At 49.2% G+C, this 20462-nt stretch carries 15 protein-coding genes; 6 read left to right on the forward strand and 9 right to left on the reverse strand.

Annotated features, from left to right (window positions below):
• The first annotated feature begins 18 nt into the window (after positions 1-18).
• Both SD53_RS09170 and SD53_RS09175 read left to right on the forward strand, forming a co-directional pair.
• Positions 19-1329: an ABC1 kinase family protein gene (locus SD53_RS09170; protein WP_046519936.1), complete on the forward strand. Its 1311-nt coding sequence runs from the start codon at positions 19-21 to the stop codon at positions 1327-1329.
• A 144-nt stretch (positions 1330-1473) separates the two neighbouring features.
• A complete protein-coding gene (locus SD53_RS09175) occupies positions 1474-1905 on the forward strand; it encodes an anti-virulence regulator CigR family protein (protein ID WP_052749324.1) in 432 nt (143 codons plus the stop codon).
• Positions 1906-1941: 36 nt separating this feature from the next.
• Here the strand turns inward: SD53_RS09175 and SD53_RS09180 are convergent, their stop codons facing one another.
• On the reverse strand, positions 1942-3426 hold the full coding sequence (locus SD53_RS09180) for an NAD-dependent succinate-semialdehyde dehydrogenase (RefSeq protein ID WP_046519938.1): 1485 nt from the start codon (positions 3424-3426) through the stop codon (positions 1942-1944).
• Positions 3427-3658: 232 nt separating this feature from the next.
• Entirely contained in the window at positions 3659-4021 is a 363-nt protein-coding gene (locus SD53_RS09185) for an RNA polymerase sigma factor (RefSeq protein WP_125060855.1), read from the reverse strand.
• Positions 4022-4164: 143 nt separating this feature from the next.
• Here SD53_RS09185 and SD53_RS18020 point away from each other — a divergent pair, with 143 nt between their 5' ends.
• The gene (locus SD53_RS18020) at positions 4165-5175 is read left to right on the forward strand and encodes a sensor domain-containing diguanylate cyclase (protein ID WP_052749325.1); all 1011 of its coding nucleotides are present in this window, start codon (positions 4165-4167) and stop codon (positions 5173-5175) included.
• Here the strand turns inward: SD53_RS18020 and SD53_RS09195 are convergent.
• The 6 genes from SD53_RS09195 to SD53_RS09220 all read right to left on the reverse strand — a co-directional run bounded on the left by SD53_RS09195 (position 5172) and on the right by SD53_RS09220 (position 14061).
• The gene (locus tag SD53_RS09195) at positions 5172-6185 is read right to left on the reverse strand and encodes an alpha/beta hydrolase family protein (protein WP_157850014.1); all 1014 of its coding nucleotides are present in this window, start codon (positions 6183-6185) and stop codon (positions 5172-5174) included. The genes SD53_RS18020 and SD53_RS09195 overlap by 4 nt on opposite strands.
• A 135-nt stretch (positions 6186-6320) precedes the next feature.
• Positions 6321-6779, reverse strand: a complete 459-nt coding sequence (locus SD53_RS09200) for a PA2404 family protein (protein WP_046519940.1) — start codon at positions 6777-6779, stop codon at positions 6321-6323.
• On the reverse strand, positions 6779-7930 hold the full coding sequence (locus tag SD53_RS09205) for a PepSY-associated TM helix domain-containing protein (RefSeq protein WP_046519941.1): 1152 nt from the start codon (positions 7928-7930) through the stop codon (positions 6779-6781). The genes SD53_RS09200 and SD53_RS09205 overlap by 1 nt, the downstream gene beginning before the upstream one ends.
• 232 nt (positions 7931-8162) lie before the next feature.
• Positions 8163-9623 carry an efflux transporter outer membrane subunit gene (locus SD53_RS09210; RefSeq protein ID WP_046519942.1) on the reverse strand — a complete coding sequence of 487 codons (1461 nt, stop codon included), beginning with the start codon at positions 9621-9623 and terminating at the stop codon, positions 8163-8165.
• Positions 9616-12792, reverse strand: a complete 3177-nt coding sequence (locus tag SD53_RS09215; protein ID WP_046519943.1) for an efflux RND transporter permease subunit — start codon at positions 12790-12792, stop codon at positions 9616-9618. The genes SD53_RS09210 and SD53_RS09215 overlap by 8 nt, the downstream gene beginning before the upstream one ends.
• Positions 12793-12801: 9 nt before the next feature.
• On the reverse strand, positions 12802-14061 hold the full coding sequence (locus tag SD53_RS09220; RefSeq protein ID WP_046519944.1) for an efflux RND transporter periplasmic adaptor subunit: 1260 nt from the start codon (positions 14059-14061) through the stop codon (positions 12802-12804).
• Between the two features lie 467 nt (positions 14062-14528).
• Between SD53_RS09220 and SD53_RS09225 the strand changes: the two genes are divergently transcribed.
• Both SD53_RS09225 and SD53_RS09230 read left to right on the forward strand, forming a co-directional pair.
• The gene (locus SD53_RS09225; RefSeq protein WP_046519945.1) at positions 14529-15161 is read left to right on the forward strand and encodes a TetR/AcrR family transcriptional regulator; all 633 of its coding nucleotides are present in this window, start codon (positions 14529-14531) and stop codon (positions 15159-15161) included.
• Positions 15162-15288: 127 nt separating this feature from the next.
• On the forward strand, positions 15289-16221 hold the full coding sequence (locus SD53_RS09230) for a GGDEF domain-containing protein (protein WP_046519946.1): 933 nt from the start codon (positions 15289-15291) through the stop codon (positions 16219-16221).
• A gap of 35 nt (positions 16222-16256) precedes the next feature.
• Here SD53_RS09230 and SD53_RS09235 read toward each other — a convergent pair whose 3' ends face one another.
• Positions 16257-18854 carry a TonB-dependent receptor gene (locus tag SD53_RS09235; protein WP_046519947.1) on the reverse strand — a complete coding sequence of 866 codons (2598 nt, stop codon included), beginning with the start codon at positions 18852-18854 and terminating at the stop codon, positions 16257-16259.
• 337 nt (positions 18855-19191) lie between these two features.
• On the opposite strand from SD53_RS09235, the gene SD53_RS09240 reads away from it, so the two are divergent.
• Positions 19192-20462 (forward strand): phosphoethanolamine transferase family protein (locus SD53_RS09240; protein ID WP_131647778.1); only part of this gene is annotated, 1271 nt, incomplete at its 3' end.

The following is a 20462-nucleotide window of genomic DNA, read 5'->3' on the forward strand; positions in this document are numbered from 1 at the left end:
CTGTTCTGTCATACTGTTATGAACGACAAATCTACCAAATTACCACGACAACCTTTGGCTCGATTGGGTGGACTGGCCTCTCTGGCCGGCCGTATTGCCGGTTCAGTGCTGGTCAATGGCGCCAAACAGTTGGCTCAGGGGCAGAGCCCAAAGGCCAAAGACTTGTTACTCACGCCTGCGAATTTAATGCGGGTCACTGATAAGCTGGCACAGTTGCGTGGTGCTGCGATGAAAGTGGGGCAGTTATTGTCGATGGATGCCGGTGATCTGCTGCCTGCAGAACTGGCTGAGATACTGGCAAGGCTGCGTTCGAATGCCAACCCTATGTTACCGAAAGAACTGGCACTGGTATTGCGCACCGAATTAGGTGAACAGTGGCAACAGCATTTCTCACAATTTACATTCGTTCCGATGGCTGCCGCCTCTATTGGTCAAGTGCATCTGGCACACCATGACAAGGGTCAGAAGCTGGCGGTGAAGGTGCAGTATCCTGGCGTTCGGCAAAGCATCGACAGCGATGTGGATAACGTGGCTATGCTGTTGAAAATCAGTGGTCTGCTGCCTGATGGGGTGGATTATCGTGCTTTGCTTGAAGAGGCTAAACTGCAGTTGCATCAGGAAGCCGATTATGTGCAGGAGGCGGCCTATTTGCAGCGTTACCGTACTTTACTGGCCGGTGATGACCACTTCGTTTTGCCGCAGTTGTACCCTGAACTTTGTACCTCACGACTGATGACCATGAGTTTTGTCGATGCCGTGCCCATCGAATCGCTGGAACAATATCCACAAGAGGTGCGTGATCGGGCGATGACACAGCTTTTTGCTTTGTTATTCAGAGAGATTTTCGAATTTAAGCTGGTGCAAACCGATCCTAATTTTGCCAACTACCTGTACCAGCCAGGAACTGCCAAACTGGTACTGCTGGATTTTGGTGCTTGCCGTGATTATCCGGAGCAGATCAGCCTGGGTTATCGGTTGTTACTCAGGGCTGCAGTGCGGCACGATATGGTGGAGATGGAGCAGGCGATGCGTCAGATTGGTTTTTTTAGTCAGGATATACTGCCTGCACAAAAACAAGCCATTCTGGCGCTGGTGCAACTTATTTCTGAGCCTGTGCAGCAGAATAGGGCTTATGCCTTTGGTCAGACCGATTTGGCACAGCGAGTGCGTAAAGCCGGTACTGCTTTGAGTATGCAACAGAATTACTGGCATACACCGCCGGTAGCGGCCATCTTTTTGCATCGTAAAATGGCGGGCTTCTATCTGTTGGCTGCCCGGCTAAAAGCCAGAGTCAATGTCAGGCAGTTATTGGATCCTTATCTCGTGTGACAGATTGGTCTTGGTTTGATCCGCATTGTTCTGGAGGGGAGCCTCTGTTCAAGCACTGCATTGTGTCATTCAGCCGGGATCCAGTTTCATTGGCTATGCTAAAGGGCAACTATAACAGCGAGGCTGACTAGCATGAATGCACGAATGACCTTATGGGTGGCTTTAATTGCACCCTTATTAACACAAACCGTGACTGCGGCTGATGCTGACAACGATCATCAGCATAAAGCCAAAGCGGCGGAAAAACAGCAGAAGCAGCAGGGGAAACAAAAAGTTGCTGAATTCAACCCAGCGGCTGTGACGGTTAGCGCTGGCATCAGTCTGACCGAGGCCCGGACTGTGGCCGAGCGTTATCAGATGACAGGCCAAACCGCTTTGCCACCCGGTATTCGCAAGAACTTAGCCAAAGGTAAACCTTTGCCGCCGGGACTTGCCAAACAATCTGTTCCGGCAGCCATGATAGCTCAGTTACCGCAGCATCAGGGCTATGAGTGGCAAGCTGTGGGCACGGATTTACTCCTGGTGTCGATAGCTACGGCTGTCATTGCAGATGTGCTGGTGGATGTATTGCATTGATGAGTTGCTGACCTGCGCCGGGCTGGGGTTTTCTCCTCAGCCCAATCCACCTAAACACAAATACTTCAACTCAGTAAAATCATCCAGGCCATAACTGGAGCCTTCACGGCCTAAACCTGACTCTTTCACACCGCCAAAAGGGGCGGCAGCATTGGAGATCGAAGCTTCATTGATACCTATCATACCGTAGTGCAGCGCTTTGGCGACACGGAAAATCCGGCCTATATCGCGGCTGTAGAAATAGCTGGCGAGGCCTGTGGGTGTATTATTAGCAAGCTCTATCACTTCTTGCTCTGTATCAAACAGACTAATACAAAGCACAGGACCAAAAATCTCGGTCTGACTGATGCGCATTGCCGGAGTGACCTCTGTGATGATAGTAGGCTGGAAAAATAGCGGGCCCAGGTCGGCATCAATAGCACCACCTAATAGCAATTCAGCGCCTTGGTCGAGCGCCTGATCCAACAAACGGGCGATTTTATCCACAGCAGTCTGGTTAATCAGCGGACCTATCTGGCAACCCGTTTCTAAACCGTTGGCTAGTTTCAGTGGAGCTGTAGCTTGAATCAACTGGGCTAAAAAGGCATCGTACACGGGCCGCTGTACAAACACCCTATTGACGCAGACACAAGTTTGCCCGGCATTGCGAAATTTCGCTGCCAGTAAACCCTGTACTGCTGAAGCTAAATCGGCATCGTCAAACACAATAAAAGGCGCATTTCCTCCCAGCTCCATCGAAACTTTTTTTACGGTCGAAGCGCATTGCGCTAACAAGGTTTTGCCGACAGGGGTGGAACCGGTAAAACTGAATTTGGCGACGCGACTGTCTTTGGTGAGCACCTGGCCTATGGCTTTGGCGTCTGTGCCTGTGACTACATTAAACACACCAGCCGGAATACCGGCACGGGTCGCCAGCTCTGCCAGAGCCAAAGCCGATAAAGGCGTCAACTCCGACGGTTTAACCACAAAAGTACATCCCGCAGCTAAAGCGGCGGCGGCTTTACGTAAAATCATCGCATTGGGGAAATTCCACGGCGTGATAGCAGCCACAACCCCTATGGCTTGCTTGAGTACCAGTATTTGCTGATCAGTTGCAGCAGCGGGAATGATATCGCCATTCATACGTTTGGCTTCTTCAGCAAACCAACTGACAAAAGAGGCGCCGTAGTTGATTTCGCCCATGGCCTCCGTCAAAGGTTTACCTTGCTCCAGCGTTAAAATACGGGCTAAGTCGTGCTGATGCTGCTGCATTAACTGATACCAGCGCATCAGCAAAGCCGAGCGCTGCGCAGCGGTAGCACCTGACCATGCAGAAAATGCTGCAGCGGCTGCAGCAATAGCCTGTTCTGTTTCTGTGCTTCCTGCTTCGGCGACCAAAGCCAGCAAGCTGCCGTCCGCTGGATTGTGTACTGCAAAATGACCGGTGCGGCCGGGGTGAAATTGTCCGGAAATATAGCTGCTATGATGTACCAAAGCACGGTCATTTAAAGACGCAAAGGCGCTATTTATCTGATTTGTCATGGGCTTAGTTCCGGAGTCAATCTGGTTTTGTCAGTGTAGCCTGAAAACGCTTTGGTAAAAACCTTTGCGCCGCCTGTTGGTTGGTTTTGTTCAGTGCTTGCTGGTAATAAAGCTGTGCTTGTTCTGTCTGACCAGGCTGTTGATGCAGCTTGGCTAAGGCGGCGTCGAGCAGGTGATACTGCGCCAGTTCACCGCTTTGCAGCTTCAGTAATAAAAACCCCAGTCAGATGGCTTAATCTGATAACTCTGCACCTAACAATTTATCGCCTGAGCTTTGGCTGTAGCCTGCATTAAACAGTAGATAAATAAACAGCAGATCAATCAGCTTCAGCACCGCATCCAGCCGCTCTGGTAATTGCTCTACGGTGGGAATTTCATAGCGGATAGCGGTGTCACTGACTTTGTGTTTCGCCTGCGCTAGAGGCTGAGCTATGCTGGCAGGGCTGGTTAAGAAGGCTTTGGCAATTTGCTCTGTGGTTAAGCCGCAGATTTCGCGTAAGATTGGTGCAATTTGTGCTTCGATGGATAAAGCCGGATGACAGCAGGTAAAAATCAGCCGCAGCTCATCATCAGGTTGATTGACATCAGTAGTCAAAGTCGCCTGCATCAATTCGGCAGTCTGTAAAAAATAATTTGAATTTATTTGCTCTTGCACAGTAATAATTACGTATAAATTTCACCTGTAGAGGAAAACAGTGCTACAACGGATACTAAGTCCTGCAGCCAGTCAGAGTAGTTATGACACAACAACAAAGTTATACCAGTGTAGCGCTTGAGCAAGCCGCCCGGCCTTTGTTATTGCTGGTGCAGCATTTGACCGGGCTGGACAAAACCTTTTTAACCCGTATTGACTGGAATGCACTGACTCAGCAAGTGATTTTAGTGGAAGGGCCTTTGCACCTGCCTATAGAGGAAGGTTCGGTTGTAAACTGGTCCGATTCTATGTGTCGAGTGTTATTTGACGCCAAACTCAGCTACTCAGCGGCTGTTCCCACCGCATTTCCAGGCTCCGCCGGTGCTACTTTAGGTATGCAAACTTTTTTTGCGATCCCTGTGCTGTCGGAAGGGAAAACGCTGGGAACTTTGTGTGGCGCCAGCACTGAGCCTGTGCATATCCAACAGCATACCTTAACCAGCCTGAAACTGATTGCCGACGCCATGGCTTATCAACTGGCGTTGGACCAGCAGATGCAATTGCAACAAAAACGGGTAAAGGTGGCGGAAAAAACCATAGATAAGCTGTATCTGCAGGCCCAGCAAATGGAGACTCTGGCGCATACCGATGCTTTAACCGGGCTGGATAATCGTCGCGCCTTTCAGACCAAATTTGAACAGTATCTGCTCGATGCAGAGAACGAAGGCAGCGCACTGGCGTTAATGATGATCGATATCGATGAGTTCAAGCAGCTTAATGATCAACATGGTCACGAAACCGGTGATCTGGCGCTGCAGCAGTTGGCTCAGGTGCTGGCCGCGGTCGCCCGACAAAGTGACATTGCCTGTCGTTTAGGTGGCGATGAGTTTGTGTTAGCCGCGACTGATACTGATGCAGAGGGCTTGCTGCATTTAGCTGTGCGGGTACAACAGGAATTTAAACAGCGAATGCGGCAGTCTGGCTTAGTCAGCAGTTTAAGTATCGGTATTGCAAGCACGGCAGAAAGCGCGTTGGATCAGTTGCTACAACGCGCGGATCAGGCGTTGTATAAAGCAAAAGCTCTGGGACGGGACAGAGCAGAGATGGCCAGTTAGGGCGCAGCCACTGGCTTTTGACTGTGAAGCTGGTGCTGACGAAACCAATGCAGCATGGCTTGGCGCTCCTGTTCTTTGTAGTCTGTTAATAAGTGATCGGCGTCGGGAAACTCGATGAGTTTAACCGGACGTTGCAGCTCTGTCAGTTTGGCGGCCAGGCGTTTGGCATTGTCCGGGTGCACTCTTTGATCCTTTTCTCCGTACATCAGCAGCACAGGCAAGGTGGCAGGCAGTTCTTCCGCCCAATACAGAACTGAACGTTGTTTTAACTCTCTGACTTTGTGTTGATCGTAGTCAGGGATCAGGCTACGGAACACAAGTTCCATTTCAGGCAGGCGAGGTAGTTCTGTCACCAGATCGGTCGGTGTGCCAGTGACAGCAATAGCCCGGATATCATCGCGTTGACGGGCGGTGAGATAACTCATTATGCCTCCTCTGCTGATACCGTATAAAAAAATATTCTCAGCATCTGCCCCCGGCAGCTTCTTGGCCAGTTCAATCAGTTGATGAATATCCCGGACGTCGGCACCGCCGAACTGATCTTTGCCATAAGTTTGTTGGTTTTGTGGGACCGAGCCCCGGTATTGGCTGGCCAGCACAATAAAACCTTGTTGTGCCAAAGGACTGAGTTGACGTAACACCGAAACAAAGTCCAGTCGGCCTAAAGCAGAATTACCGCCTCTGTTGTAAATAATCACAGGCCATTTTTGTGATGCTGTCGCTTTGGGCTGCAGCCCCCAGGCTTGGACTAAAAATTGGTCCGAGTGGTATTCCAGTTGGGCGCAATCTAGCTGTTGTTGGGTACGTTCAAACTGCTGTTCCGGCAATAACCAGGGAGCTAACCAATAATCCAGACTATACCAGGGAGTCTGTTGACGGGCCTGTTGCACCAGATGCTGATAATCAGGATAGAGTGCGAGGCAAGATTGTTGTGTGGCAAAGCCAGGCCAGCTTTGCGCCATGCTTTGGCCTTGGTAGAAAAGCAACAGTGCGAACCAAAACAGTTTCATAACCAACCTCATAAAAGACGCTGTCTGAGTGTAACGCTTTGGCTGGTTAATGTGTGCTTAGGATTGTAACAAAAGTTAATTCAGCACGGAGTCAAATCAAGCCTTCGAGTTGTCTCTGACTCCGCGCCTTTGCTGCTAAGACTGTGGCCAGTCCCAGGAGCCAACATGTAATTTGCCCTGCCAGTCCTCAATCAGTAACCAGACCTTGTCACCGGCCTTAGGCTGTGCAGTCGCTTTGGCATGCACATGCTGAGCAAAAGAGCTGCCGTGCAAAATACTCAGATCTGTTTCGGCAAAGTCTTCAAGTGCAGGTTGCTCTGCTGCTATTGCCATATAAGCCTGACGAATATTTGCAACACAACCTTCGCAAAACTGCAGGCTGAAATCTTTTACCCAATCGCCGTGATGCTGGTAAGGCGCGTCATTGGTGAGTGGAGTGGGTGTTACTGTAAAAGGACCAATGGTCTGTGTCGGCCAGGACTTCGGAAACACCGGGTTCATGGCCTCATATAAAAACCAGAAAGGCAGAATTAATACCAGACCATTGAGTTTGAATTTATTACGTTGCCACCAGTTGTCTGAACGTTGTGCCATCAGGAATTGACCTCTGAAGTAGTGTAACTGGTGACAGGCTCTGCGCGGGCAGCTTTGATCGTGCGGCTGCCCCAAATCATAAAGCCGGTTATCGACATACCAGATAACAATAAACCAAACAGGAACCAGATCACTTTGGTCCAGATACCGCCTATGGTGCCGTAATGCAGTGGATCTGCGATATGACTGATGACTTCAAGACCAGACATTTGCGCTGGGGTGTGTACATCAGTGACTGCACCTGTCCAGGGATTGACAAACACTGTATAAGAATACTGATCGAAGAAGACCGAATCACCGGAACCTGAAATTCGATACAGGTCTCTGTTGTGCTCCGGCATCATAATGTAAGCCGGTTGTAGCTCTGGCAAGGTTTGTTTAGCGATGATCAGCGCGTCTTCCAGCGAATAGGGTGGGATCTGTTTTTGTCCTGCACCAGGCACTTCAGCCGCTGTCAGAATGTTTGGTTCATGGTAAAACTCAATATCGTTATGCCATAAAATCGCCTGCAGCAGATACCACAAGCCGGTCAGACTCATCACCAGTAAAAACCAGATCGACCAAACCCCTGCCAGACGGTGTAAATCAGTGAGTAAAGTTTTACGGCCTTGATGAAAGCGTACCTTAGGCTGGGTAAAAGATTTCCAGAAGTTTTTGTAAATCACTAAACCTGTGATTAATGACACCAGCATCAGTATCGCCATACCACTAACCAGATAGTACCCGACGCTGTAGCTGCTTTGCCATGGGAACAATAACCAGCCATGTAACGAACGCATAAAGGTGATGAAGTTCATGCCATAGTTCAGCTCCTGTACTTTGCCCGTGTACTGATTGACATAAGCTATGCCAAAAGGAGCTTTCGCTGTAGAGAAGATCACAGCGTTCACCAAATAAGGTTCCATCACCATCACGCTGCCTACTTCGGCATCTGGTACTTCAGCTTTAACGGCGGCTATCAGTTCATTTGCAGGTTTCAGCGGCAGATTTTGTGGATTCTCCGCTCTGGCGTTTGGATTGGTCAGCCAGGTCAGTTCATGGCTAAACACCGCAATAGTGCCCGTTACACATACAGCACAAAAAATTAACCAGACAGGTAAACCTACCCAGCCATGCAACAAAAACCAAAAACGTTGTTTGAGCTTAAACACCGCAGTATCAACCTTAATCAGCCATAGACGAAAATATACTTAATACTAATGCGGATAAGAATGGTTATCAATAGTTGTGCGATGACTGGCATAAAGCTGAAGAGAGAAAAAGGGGCGTCCGTTGGGAAATGGGACTAACCAGACGCCCAAAAAGTGAATGGTCGGTCAGAGCCTTGGCTCTGACCTTTGGTACCATGGTTAAGCTGCGAATCAGCTTTACATCCGATAACTGCTACTTTCTATTGGCAGCGATAGCTGATTTCTGGTTCAGAGCCAATGGCTCTGACTCTGTGAGCTCTAAACCCCCTGCAAAAGCGCGGTAGACAGAGACTAAACGCTGAAAGCTTTGGACTGACAGCACAGCTTGCTGATCGCGGGCAGCTAACCACTCGCGCTCAGCGTCCAGCAAGTCCAGAAATTCCGTAGTACCAGCTTCGTATTGAGCCCGGGTCAGTTGCACGGCCTGTTCTGTTGCTGCGACTTGCTGCTGGGCACTTAACTGTTGCTCCCGGCTGGTTCTGTAGCCTTGTAGCGAGCTTTGCATTTGCGCCAGTGCATCAAATACCGTTTGCTGGAAGCGGGCAAAAGCCATTTGTTGTGTCGCTTCAGCTCCCCGGATGCGTGACTGTATAGAGCTCAATTCTGTCGCTTGCCAGCGTAAACTCGGCGCTATACTCCAGGCTTCGTTTTGTGAACCCAGGCTCAGGCCTGGGCTGGAAATAAAGCCTAAAAAGCCACTGACAGACACTTCAGGATACAACTCTGCTGTCGCTACTCCGATATCTGCGGTGCTGGCCGCCAGTTCACGTTCGGCCACTGCCACATCAGTTCTGAACTTTAAGTAGTTGTGCTGATTGGCAAAAGACAGAGGTTTGTTTAATTCAGGCAATGCCTCTGGGCGATTTTTTACTAAGGCACTGTCCAGCACAAACTGTTCAGCCGGTTGCGCCACCAGCGCTGCCAGCGTGGCACTCGCCTGAGCTTTGGCAAACTGGTGTTGCGGTATTGTGCTTTGTAACTGATACATCTGCGCGTCGATACGGCTGATTTCCAGATCGGAAGCGAAACCTGCATCACGACGCGCCAGAATAATCTGCTTAGTGCGACGTAAATTCCCCAGGTTTTGTTCGGCCACCGTCAGACGCAATTCAGCACCGCGGTAGTCGCCATAACTGGCGGCGACCTGAGCTAATAATTGTACTTTAGCCTCTTGCCAGGCCAGCTCTGCACCCTGAGCTCTGGCGTTGGCGGCTTCAGCAGCGCGGCGCAGTTTGCCAAATAAATCTAAATCCCAGCTCAACGCCCCGCCAAAGTTTGCCTGGCGCTGAATTTGGCCGGCATCTACTGTTGCACTGTCCGGCACCTGATTGTTTTGCTGACTCGCCGTGATGTCCAGACGAGGCAGGCCAGCATTGTCGCTGTCTTCAAAGGCGGCATAAGCACGTTTTACGTTGGCTTCTGCTGCAGCCAAGGTTTGATTATTCAGCAGCGCTTTTTCAATCAACTGGCTTAATACCGGATCGTTAAACTGTTGCCACCAGTGGTGAGCTTTATCCGCTGCTCTGTATTGAACAGGCAGTGGGACTTGATTCGCTGCCGCAGGCGCCGCATAACTTGGCCCAACCGCAGCACAGCCTAATAACAGGGAGGCTAAGGCCACACTAATGGCTGTCAAGCGAAGCGTTTTATGCATGATGAGTCTCCTCAGTGGTTGCAGTTGCATGGTGTTGCGCCAGTTGGCGGTCACGGCGTTTGGCCAGAGCGTAATAAAACAGTGGTGTTAAAATCAGACCGAACACAGTGACACCGATCATGCCCGCGAATACAGCCACCCCCATGGCCTGACGCATTTCTGCACCTGCTCCGCTTGAGAACACCATAGGCACCACACCCATAATAAAGGCGATGGAGGTCATTAAAATCGGACGCAGACGTAAGCGGGCAGCTTCGAGAATCGCATCCATCGTCTTCATGCCGTGGTCCTGCAACTCTTTGGCAAATTCGACTATTAAGATGGCGTTTTTCGTTGCCAGCCCCACCAGCACTATCAGGCCTATCTGGGTGAAGATGTTGTTATCACCGCCATAGATCCAGACACCTGTCATGGCCGACAACAAGGTCATAGGCACAATCAGGATAATAGCCAGTGGTAAAGTTAAGCTTTCGTACTGAGCTGCCAATACCATAAACACCAGCAGGATCACCAAGGGGAAGATCAGCAGCTCTGCATTACCAGCCAGAATTTGCTGGTAGGTCAGTTCTGTCCACTCGTAGGTCATACCTTGAGGTAAGGTTTCCGCCAGAATTTTTTCAATAGCAGCCTGAGCTTCGCCTGTGCTGTAACCTGCAGCAGGGCCACCGTTAATTTCTGCTGTGGTGTAACCGTTGTAGTGCATCACACGGTCAGGGCCAGCAGAATGTTTGACGTTGATGAAAGAGCCCAGCGGGATCATTTCACCGGCGTTGTTGCGTACTTTGAGCTGACGAATTTGTTCAGGGTCCTGACGGAATTGTTGATCCGCTTGCACATTCACCTGATAAGTCCGGCCAAACTGGTTGAAGTCGTTGACATAAGCTGAGCCCATATAAACCTGCAGCGTCTGGAATATCTCATCCAGGTTCACACCTTGTTGTTTGGCTTTGGTCCGGTCCACTTCTAAATCCAGTTGAGGTACATTCACCTGATAACTGGAGAACACACCGGCCAGTTCTGGCGTAGCCCAGGCTTTTTGCATCACCTGCATAGTCACAGCGGCCAGTTCTTCATAACCTAAGTTGGCTCTGTCCTGAATTTGCAAACGGAAACCGCCTATGGTACCCAAACCCTGAACCGGTGGTGGTGGGAATATCGCAATAAAGGCGTCCTGAATACCGGCAAACTTCTGGTTTAACGCTGCTGCTATCGCATTGCCTGATAACTCTGGTGAGGTTCTTTGATCGAAGTCATCCAAACCGACAAACACAATGCCTGCGCTTGGGCTGTTGGTAAAACCGTTGATCGACAAGCCTGGGAAGGAAATCGAGTTCGCTACACCCGGATGTTCAGCCGCAATACGGGACATTTCTTTAATCACAGCTTCAGTTCTGTCTAAAGACGACGCGTCTGGTAACTGCGCAAAAGCCACTAAGTACTGTTTGTCCTGACCAGGCACATAACCTGTAGGAGTTTGCTGGAACTGTACTGCAGTCAGACCCACTAAACCAATGTACAGAATACCGATAATGCCACCGAACCGAATCACTTTACGCACCATCAGGCCGTAGCCTTTGGACGCTCTGTTAAACAGACGGTTAAAAGGGTTAAATAACCAACTGCCAAAGGCTTTGTTTAAACCACGGGTTAAGGCATCAGGCTTGGCGCCATGAGGTTTTAACAGCAGAGCTGATAAAGCCGGGCTTAAGGTCAAAGAGTTCAGCGCTGAAATAAAAGTGGAGATGGTAATAGTTAAGGCAAATTGCTTATAAAACTGGCCAGTTAAACCCGACATAAAGGCTGTAGGAATAAACACCGCAGCCAAGACCAAAGTGGTCGCAACTATAGGGCCTGTCACTTCTTTCATGGCTTTTTGCGTAGCGGCCATAGGAGATAAGCCATCGGCAATATTCCGCTCGACGTTTTCTACTACCACTATGGCGTCATCCACTACTATACCTATGGCCAACACTAAGCCAAATAAAGATAAAGCGTTTAATGAAAAGCCCAGCATATGCATAAAAGCAAAGGTACCGACCAAAGATACAGGCACAGCCACTAACGGAATAATCGAGGCACGCCAGGTTTGCAGGAAGAGCACCACCACCAGCACCACCAGTAAGATAGCCTCCAGCAAGGTTTTGACCACAGCTTCAATAGAACCACGCACAAAAACGGTTGGGTCGTAGACGATGTCGTAGGTTAAACCTTCAGGGAAACTTTTCGACAATTCAGCCATAGTGGCGCGCACATCATCCGAAATCTGAATCGCATTAGAGCCCGACGCCTGGAAAATAGGAATAGCCACGGCATCTTTGTTATTCAGCAAAGAGCGCAGTGCATAAGACTGAGCACCTAATTCGACCCGGCCAATATCACGGACACGGGTGACTTCGCCGTTTTCACCCACTTTGACGATAATGTCAGCAAATTCCTGCTCTGTGGTTAAACGGCCTTTGACGTTGATCAGAATCTGGAAATCACTGTCGCCGGCAGGCTGAGCGCCTAAAGAACCGGCCGCGGCCTGTTGGTTCTGTTCACGGATAGCAGTTAAAACCTGAGCCGGGGATAAACCCACAGCCGAGACTTTATTCGGGTCCAGCCAGATACGTAAGCTGTATTCGCTGGCACCAAATAAACGTACAGCACCTACACCTTCAATGCGGGCTAATTCGTCTTTCACGTTCAGCGCCGCATAGTTCGACAAATACAACATATCGTATCTGTCATCCGGTGAGGTTAAATGCACCACCATGGTTAAGTCTGGTGAAGATTTCTCTGTCACTACGCCTAAACGCTGTACTTCCTGTGGCAGACGGGGTCTGGCCCGGTCAACCCGGCTTTGTACCTGAGTCTGAGCACGGTCCACATCTGTGCCTATCGCAAAAGTGATGGTTAAGGTCATACGGCCGTCAGAGGTCGCCTGAGACGACATATACAGCATGTTTTCCACACCGTTGATTTCCTGCTCCAAAGGCGAGGCTACAGTGTCGGCTATGACCTTAGGGTTCGCGCCCGGATAGTTGGCCGTGACTACTACAGTAGGCGGGACCACCTCAGGGTATTCAGTAATAGGCAGTTGCCAGACGGCTAAGGCGCCACCGATAAAAATCAGCAGCGACAGCACAGCGGCAAAAATAGGTCTTTTGATAAAATATTGCGATAACATATTCGTTCCTTAACCCTGATTAGCGGCCTGATTTACAGCCTCTGCCTGTTCGGTAGCTGCAGTTAATTCCTGCTTGCTGTCTTGCTCTAACTGCTGCTGTTCAGCTCTTAAGCTGGTTAACTGCTCTGAGGTTGCCATCTCGACCAATTTAGGCTGGATTGTCATGGCAGGACGTACCCGTTGCAGACCATTCACCACAATCCGATCGGATGGGTTCAAACCTTTGCTGATAATGCGCAGGCCATTCACTTTTTCACCTAAAGTGACAGGGCGGTATTCCAACTGGTTTTCGTTATTCACCACTAAGACAAACTTGTTGCTTAAGTCTGTGCCTATGGCTTTGTCGTCGATCAAAATACCCTGATACGCATTGCTGCCGACCAGTTTTAAGCGGGCGAATAAACCAGGTATTAATTTGTTATCGACGTTTTCAAAGGTCGCGCGGGCTCGGATAGTGCCAGTCTGGGCATTGATACTGTTATCGATAAAGTCGATGCTGCCGACATAACCAAAGTCACTGTCACCAGCCAAAGCCATGTACACCGTATTATGGGCGGTGCGTTGCTGCGCTCTGTTACCTGCTTCGGCCAGTTGCACATATTTCAGATAGGTCTGCTCATCGGCATCAAAATACGCATACATTTTGCTGGTGCTGACTAAGGTCGTCAGTTGGCTGCTGCCAGCCTGCACAAAGTTACCTGCAGTGATTTGCGCATAAGACACCCGGCCGGAAATAGGCGCTTTCACCTGAGTGAACGACAAATCCAGTTCAGCACGTTGCAAGGCGGCTTTGACCGAAGCCACGGTAGCGGCTGATTGCAGCTTGCGACTTAACCGGGTGTCCAATACTTCTTCCGAGATAGCCCGTTGTTTTTTTAAGGCGGCGGCGCGACGGTAATCATTATCCGCCAGTTTTTGTGCGGTTTCGGCGTTGGTTAATTCAGCTTTTAGCCGTGCGACTTCAGCGGCGAAAGGACGGGCGTCAATCTGGAATAACAGATCGCCTTGTTTGACTAAAGCACCCTCAGTGAAAAATACCTGTTCGATATAACCTGAGACCCGTGGTACTAAAGTGACGGTTTCAGGCGCTTGTAAGCGGCCGGTGAACTCATCCCACTCAGTGATTTTTTCCTGTACTACTGTTGCCACGTTAATTTCCGGTGCTGCCATAGCGCCCGGTGCTGCGGCTTCAGGACTGCCACAAGCGGATAACACTAAGGCGGCGATGCTTCCCAAGACAAAGGTACGAATAGTGCTGTTGCTGCTCATGACATTTTCCTCAATCAGTTCGATCAATAAAGAGAGTTAGTTTCAACTTCTGTTGTACAAACTAGTTTCATCTGTTAGTTTTGTACTGGTCGGTAAATATATAGAAGTCCGGACAGGAGTCAATCGTTATTTTGTACTGACCGGTAAATAAATATGGAATCTTTAGAACTTAACAAAAAAACTTTGGTTATAAGCCGAAGTTTGATGGTTAGCAGGAGCTACTGCGCGAAGAGCTGTCAAGCTGAGTGCAGCATAAAACGGCGCTCGTTTTTGCTGAATATCTAAAAGCCGCTGAACATTGCCTAAAACTATTTCGCGATAAAAAAGTCAAAAGCAGGCAAAGCAACTGGTCTGTCAAGATAAGTTGCTAGCTTACACTATATTGTACCGAATGGTAAATATTCCTTACTGGACATGTGTTGCCTCGCGGTTTATGCTAGGGCATCCTTTTTAATCCGGAGTTTGAAATGTCAGCAACAGCGGTTACACCAGCGCCAACAGTGGGACGCCCGCGCGCTTTTGACATGGAGAAGGCCTTACAAAAGGCGCTGGAGGTTTTCTGGCGCAAAGGTTATGAAGGCGCATCTTTACCTGATTTATGCGAAGCCATGGGCATCAACAAACCTAGTTTGTATGCGGCTTTTGGCAATAAAGAGCAGTTATTTCTAAAAGCTATTGAGTTGTACGAAAACCGCCCCTGTGCGTTTTTTTACCCGGCGCTAGAAAAACAAAGCTCCTATGAAGTCGTTCAACATATGCTCTGTGGTGCGGCCAGTGCCAATGCTGATCCAAATAATCCACCGGGTTGTGTCATAGTGCAGGGTGCTCTGGCTTGCAGCGAGTCTGCAGCTTTTGTTAAAGAAGCCTTGATTATAAAGCGTAGAGCCGGCGAAGCGGCTTTGTGCACCCGGTTGCAACGAGCCAAAGACGAAGGTGATTTGCCGGCAGATGCTGATCCTGCGGCTTTGGCCCGCTATATAGGGGCTGTGTTGCAGGGCATGGCGATACAAGCCACCAGCGGTGCAAGCTGCGCTGAATTAAAACAGGTGGCTGAGACAGTACTCAGTGCCTGGCCTGGTAAGAGACCAGAGCCGTGTTAAAACAAGGGGACGTCTTCAGTCCCCTTTTTCATTAAATTCCTGATCACACTAAAGTTTTATTATCTTCTTTGGCACTCTGTAACCCCTCTGCTAGTGTTTAACCATACACTTTCCGCTTGAGGTTGTGATGGCATTTTCTCAGCAGAAATTTCAGCAAAAGCTACTCGAATTCATCGATGTGTGTAACGACGGTTATGCCATTTTAACTGCCGATGACAAGATGCTCGGTTGCAATCAGGCGTTTTGCGATATCTTTTATCAGGATCAGCGCAAAATGCAGGAGATTTCTTTTGACGATTTGATGCGGTTGGCTTTTTTTGAACGCAAAGGGATCCGGATTGAAGCGGATGATATTGAGCAGTGGTTGTCACAAGCGCATCAGCTTCGCAGGCAGAATCCATTCCGGCTGTTTGAAGTGGATTTACTGGATGGCCGCTGGTTTTTATTCTCCGAACAAATTCTGCCTTCAGGTGAAATGCTGATCCAGGCTAAAGAAATTACCAAACAAAAAGTGCTGGAGCACCAACTACATAGCAAAGTGGCGACTTTAAGCGAGTTAGCCTTAACAGACGAGCTGACCAAAGTGGCCAATCGCCGCTGTTTTGTCGATTCAGTCGAAGCAGAGCTGGCCCGTTGTCAGCGCATGGATAAACCTGCCGCTTTATTGCTGTTGGACTTAGATTTTTTTAAATCAGTCAACGACACTTATGGTCATCAGGCGGGGGACGAAGTACTGAAGGCCACAGCCAACAGGATCAAAAAAGCGCTGCGGGAGTACGATATATTTGGCCGTATTGGCGGTGAGGAATTTGCCGTGTTTTTATCCGAAACTGATCCCGCAACGGCTTTGCATGTGGCAGAGCGGATCAGGGTGATTCTGGCCGATTTTCCGATCAAAGCCGGTATAGCTGAGTTATGTGTAACGACGTCTATCGGCGTGGCGTTAACCCATGGCGAAAGTGACTTTGAAGAGCTGTATTTACAAGCTGATTCAGCGCTGTATATGGCCAAACGCAATGGCCGCAACAGAGCGGAGTTATTTTCCTTGCTCAGTGACTGAAAAAGGGCCCGAAGGCCCTTTGCTAATGCTGGTATTTAGAACTTATAGTTCACTTTGCCATAAATGTACTGGCCACGTGGGTTGTACATACTGGTGACGTAACCATAGAGATCGCCATCACCATCACCTATGGCAAATGGTGGATCTTCATCAAACAGGTTATTGATACCTATAGTGATCTTGGTCTTTTCGTTCAGATTGTAGTAACCCTGAACATCAACCAGAACCTGAGCTTTCACTTTACGTGACTCGTTTTCTTCAAAGTCTAATGTACCGTCAAAGTCGATGTCTGGTGTGTCTTCAAACTCGCCGATATAACTCAGCACTGTCGCTGCGCCCCAGTCGTTTAAGGTCCAGTCTGCTGTGCCAGTCCAGCGGTGTTGTGGGTAACGGTATTCACCTGTGTAATCCTGACCATCTTTTTCAAAGTTGTTCAGGTAGGTGTATTCCAGATTAAACTTCAGCTTACCCAGACCTTCTAAGTCCATCTTGTAGTGGCTGGATAAGTCGATACCGTCTGCTTCCTGAGAGCTGACGTTAAAGAAGGTGTTGTTGATCCTGTCCAGTTCACCTAACGTCTGACCCGGTAACGGAGCACGACGCACACAGATAGTGCTGTTTTGATTACCGCATTCTGCCGCATAAACATCACCGAAAGGAACTTCATCAATTTTGTTGTCCTGAGTAATGCTCCAGATATCCAGACTGAAATCCAAGTCTTCAGTGACCTGCCAGATGGCGCCGATGTTCCAGCTTTCTGATTCCTCAGCTTCTAAATTTGGGTTACCGGCAAAGACGATGGTGTAGTCGGTAGAAGCACAAGCCGGATTGCTGGCATCAGGGGTTGGACAGCGGAAGGTATCCACAAAGAATTGGGATTCCTGCGAAGGGCCCAAACCTACCTGTGCCAGTGATGGCGCCCGGAAGCCCTGGCTCCATGAGGCACGTAACGACCACTCATCGGTAGGTGTAAAGTGGAAGGCCACTTTGGGATTGGCTGTGCCACCAAAATCACTGTAGTGGTCATAACGTTCAGCCAATTGCATTTCCAGATTTTCCAGCAACGGCACTGAAATCTCAACATAAGCAGCTTTTTGCGAACGGCTGGCTGCAGCAGAGACAGACTCAGTACCAAAAATCAAACCACGCTGAAATTGATCGTCCGGTATATCGGTGGCATCCTCTTTACGATATTCAACACCGGCCGCCAGAGAGACAGCACCGTGGCTGACATCAAACAGTTCGCCACTGATGCGGGCATCCGCTGAGGTCATATGCGATTTACCACGACGTACCAAGCTGGTGGTAATAGCATCAATCACAGATTGTGGGTTTTGTACGCCACCAAAAGGATTGTAGCGGCCCGCATTAATTTCTTGCTGCAGGAAATCGGTGCGTACCCAGCCTTGTGACTTATCACCGGTTTGAGAGGAGGCGCTACGGCCTTTTTGGACTGCAGTTTCCCAATCCCAGTTATTGATATTACCGCGTAATCCAGCCAGTACCCGCAAGGTATCTGAGGTAATGTCCCAGCGTCTGTTGCCTGCATCTACAGTACGATAACGACTGATTTCAACATCCTGGCCAAAAGGATTATTTGGATGAGTCCCAGGTACGGTTAAACCTGCGCCTTCATCCAATGGTGTTGCAGCACCACCTGCTGCCGAGGTGTTGTGTTGCGCTGCAATTTCTGCAAATAACTCTACGGAGTCATTCACGTCGCGGTTCATGCTCAAAATTGCGCCCATACGTTCGGCTTCCGGAACTGCAATGGAAGATGGACCGTAATCGTAGACACAAGTTGCGCCTGCACGCTGATCCACAGGACAGCCCGGATCAATAGTGACCACGCCATCCACAACAAAACGACCTGGATAACCGCGTGAAGAACGAAGATCCTGACCACCATAGGGCGCCTGATTGGATGTACCAAAACGGCCTAATTCATAGTTGTCGATTTGTGAGTTGCTGAAGTAATCCAGGATCAGCGTGGCGTTGCTTTTATCGTCTCCAGTACCCCAGACGGTTGAAAAGGTTTTTTCGTCATAGTTCGGGCCTGTTGTACCGCCAAAACCAGCAGTGACGTCTGTGCCGGTGAAATCTTTACGCAAAATAATGTTCACCACACCTGCGACTGCATCAGAACCATAAATGGCTGAAGCGCCATCTTTTAAAATATCGATGCGCTCAATCGCCGCCATAGGGATGCTGTTGATGTCGACGAAGCTATTGACTATGCCTTCGGCAAATGGACTGCTGGCGACACGGCGACCATTGATTAACACCAGCGTTGCATCGGCACCAAAACCTCTTAAGCTGACTGCGGCTGCACCATTGGCTGTTGAGTCCTGACTATTACCCCGGGTAGAGAATGTGCCTGAGCCTGCTGCCGGTAAACGCTCCAGCAACTGCTGCAGGTTGTCAAAACCTGATTTGTCGATATCGTCGCGACTGATAATAGTGACGGGTGATGGGCCTTCGAGGTCTGTTCTTTTAATATGAGAGCCTGTGATTGCAATACGCTCGACATCGTCACCGTCTTGAGCTTGCTGAGCAAAACTTTGCCCGCTCAACAACACAGCACCGACGGCTATAGCGCAGCGGCTTAATTGTATAATTTTGTTATTATTCATATTTTCTTGCTTCCTAGCTGGATTTTTGTAGTTGCATTCTTTATAAGTATTAGTAGTACCCATTAAAACAGGCGTCTTAGATATAGTATAAATTCAGACCTTTTGTAAATGAGTTTTTGAGGCAAAAACCGCATAAAATGCATTGATTTGTAACAAAAATCTTTGAACGTGACGCTATTTTTTATTTGGCTGTTGCGAAGGGTCTTACATCTCTTTTTCGATCAGCGCCGTGCAGCGTTTGGGCTGAAGAACAGCGCTGGTAAAATCTGCAAAATGCGCTCAGAATTCCACTTTTTCAAACCTGTTGTTTATTGATGTTGAGCCTGGAGGCTTTTTAGTGAACCAGTCGTTAGTGCATTCGTTGTTGCGTGCTGTTGGGTTAGTCGTGTTTGGCTTGCTGTTGTTATCTCCTGTGCTGGTGCAATGGCCTGCGCAGGATCTGGTGCCCTATCTGCAGTGGAAGCTGATCGCGGCAGTCTGGTTTTACATGTTGGTGTTATCTTTATTCCGCTCTTTCTGGCCGGGTCTACTGTTGTTATTGCCTGCCGCATTACTGGTGCCGCAGGAGGTGTTTTATCTACTGACCTATCAAAAAAGCACCGATGCTCATGCCATGGCGATAGTGGCCGAAACCGATCTGAATGAAGCTTTGGGTTATCTAACGGGGATAGGCCTGTTTTTAGCTTTGGCTGTAGTGGCTATTGTACTTTTGTGGTGGTATCTGCTGCGCAGTGCCTGGCAAGGTCGCTGGCAGTGGGAGAAGGGATTAAGGCCGGTGATTTGGCTGATCTGTATTGGGGTAGCGGCCAGCCTGAGCTGGAATGAATGGCAATATCAGCAAATCAATAAAGCAAAACAGCGCAGCAATCCGGAAGAAAATGTCTTTGTGCAGCGTCCCTTGCCCTACAGTTACGAGAAGTTTCATGCCACTTATCCGTTAAATATGCTGATCGCGCTGAACGAATTTGTAAAGCAAAAACAAGCTGTGGCTGATGTTGCTGAATCGACTGCTTTATTTAAGTTTTCTGCCCGCCAGACCGATGCTCCGGCCCAACGACAAATTTACGTGTTAGTGATAGGGGAAACCCTGCGCCCCGACAGATTGCAGCTCAATGGTTACAACAGAGCCACAACTCCGCGGTTATCCGGCACTAAAAATCTGATCAGTTACACCAATATGGTCAGCCCTTGGGCCTGGACCCGGATGTCTGTGCCTGTGATCCTGTCGCGCAAAAGTGCCACGGATCAGCGTTATTTTCCCACCGAGACCTCGGTGGTGGCCGCCTTTAAAGAAGCTGGTTTTAGCACCGCCTGGTTGTCGACTCAAAGTCCGTTGGGAGTGCATGATTCTTCCATTGCTCTGCATGCCAGTGAGGCCGATCAGGTGCAGTATTTAAATCCTGTGGGTTATAAAAAAGAAGGATTTTACGACGATATTCTGTTACCTGCTTTTGAACGGGTGTTACAGCAAAACCAGCAAAAACAATTGATCGTAGTACACACACTGGGCAGTCACTTTAGTTATGCCGACCGATACCCACCAGCTTTTGACTTATTCACGCCATCGGGCAAAGGCCAGTCGATCAGTATGCATGACCAAAGCTCTAG

This window comes from Rheinheimera mesophila, from assembly GCF_000986865.1.
Taxonomy (GTDB): Bacteria; Pseudomonadota; Gammaproteobacteria; order Enterobacterales; family Alteromonadaceae; genus Pararheinheimera; species Pararheinheimera mesophila.

What these genes read in the sequence shown, in the direction of transcription:
- SD53_RS09170 (WP_046519936.1), top strand. Translation starts at nt 19, where the DNA reads ATGAACGACAAATCTACCAAATTACCACGACAACCTTTGGCTCGATTG.
- SD53_RS09220 (WP_046519944.1), bottom strand. Translation starts at nt 14,061, where the DNA reads ATGAGCAGCAACAGCACTATTCGTACCTTTGTCTTGGGAAGCATCGCC.
- SD53_RS09180 (WP_046519938.1), bottom strand. Translation starts at nt 3,426, where the DNA reads ATGACAAATCAGATAAATAGCGCCTTTGCGTCTTTAAATGACCGTGCT.
- SD53_RS09210 (WP_046519942.1), bottom strand. Translation starts at nt 9,623, where the DNA reads ATGCATAAAACGCTTCGCTTGACAGCCATTAGTGTGGCCTTAGCCTCC.
- SD53_RS09175 (WP_052749324.1), top strand. Translation starts at nt 1,474, where the DNA reads ATGACCTTATGGGTGGCTTTAATTGCACCCTTATTAACACAAACCGTG.
- SD53_RS09215 (WP_046519943.1), bottom strand. Translation starts at nt 12,792, where the DNA reads ATGTTATCGCAATATTTTATCAAAAGACCTATTTTTGCCGCTGTGCTG.
- SD53_RS09230 (WP_046519946.1), top strand. Translation starts at nt 15,289, where the DNA reads ATGGCATTTTCTCAGCAGAAATTTCAGCAAAAGCTACTCGAATTCATC.
- SD53_RS09195 (WP_157850014.1), bottom strand. Translation starts at nt 6,185, where the DNA reads ATGAAACTGTTTTGGTTCGCACTGTTGCTTTTCTACCAAGGCCAAAGC.
- SD53_RS09235 (WP_046519947.1), bottom strand. Translation starts at nt 18,854, where the DNA reads ATGAATAATAACAAAATTATACAATTAAGCCGCTGCGCTATAGCCGTC.
- SD53_RS09225 (WP_046519945.1), top strand. Translation starts at nt 14,529, where the DNA reads ATGTCAGCAACAGCGGTTACACCAGCGCCAACAGTGGGACGCCCGCGC.
- SD53_RS18020 (WP_052749325.1), top strand. Translation starts at nt 4,165, where the DNA reads ATGACACAACAACAAAGTTATACCAGTGTAGCGCTTGAGCAAGCCGCC.
- SD53_RS09200 (WP_046519940.1), bottom strand. Translation starts at nt 6,779, where the DNA reads ATGGCACAACGTTCAGACAACTGGTGGCAACGTAATAAATTCAAACTC.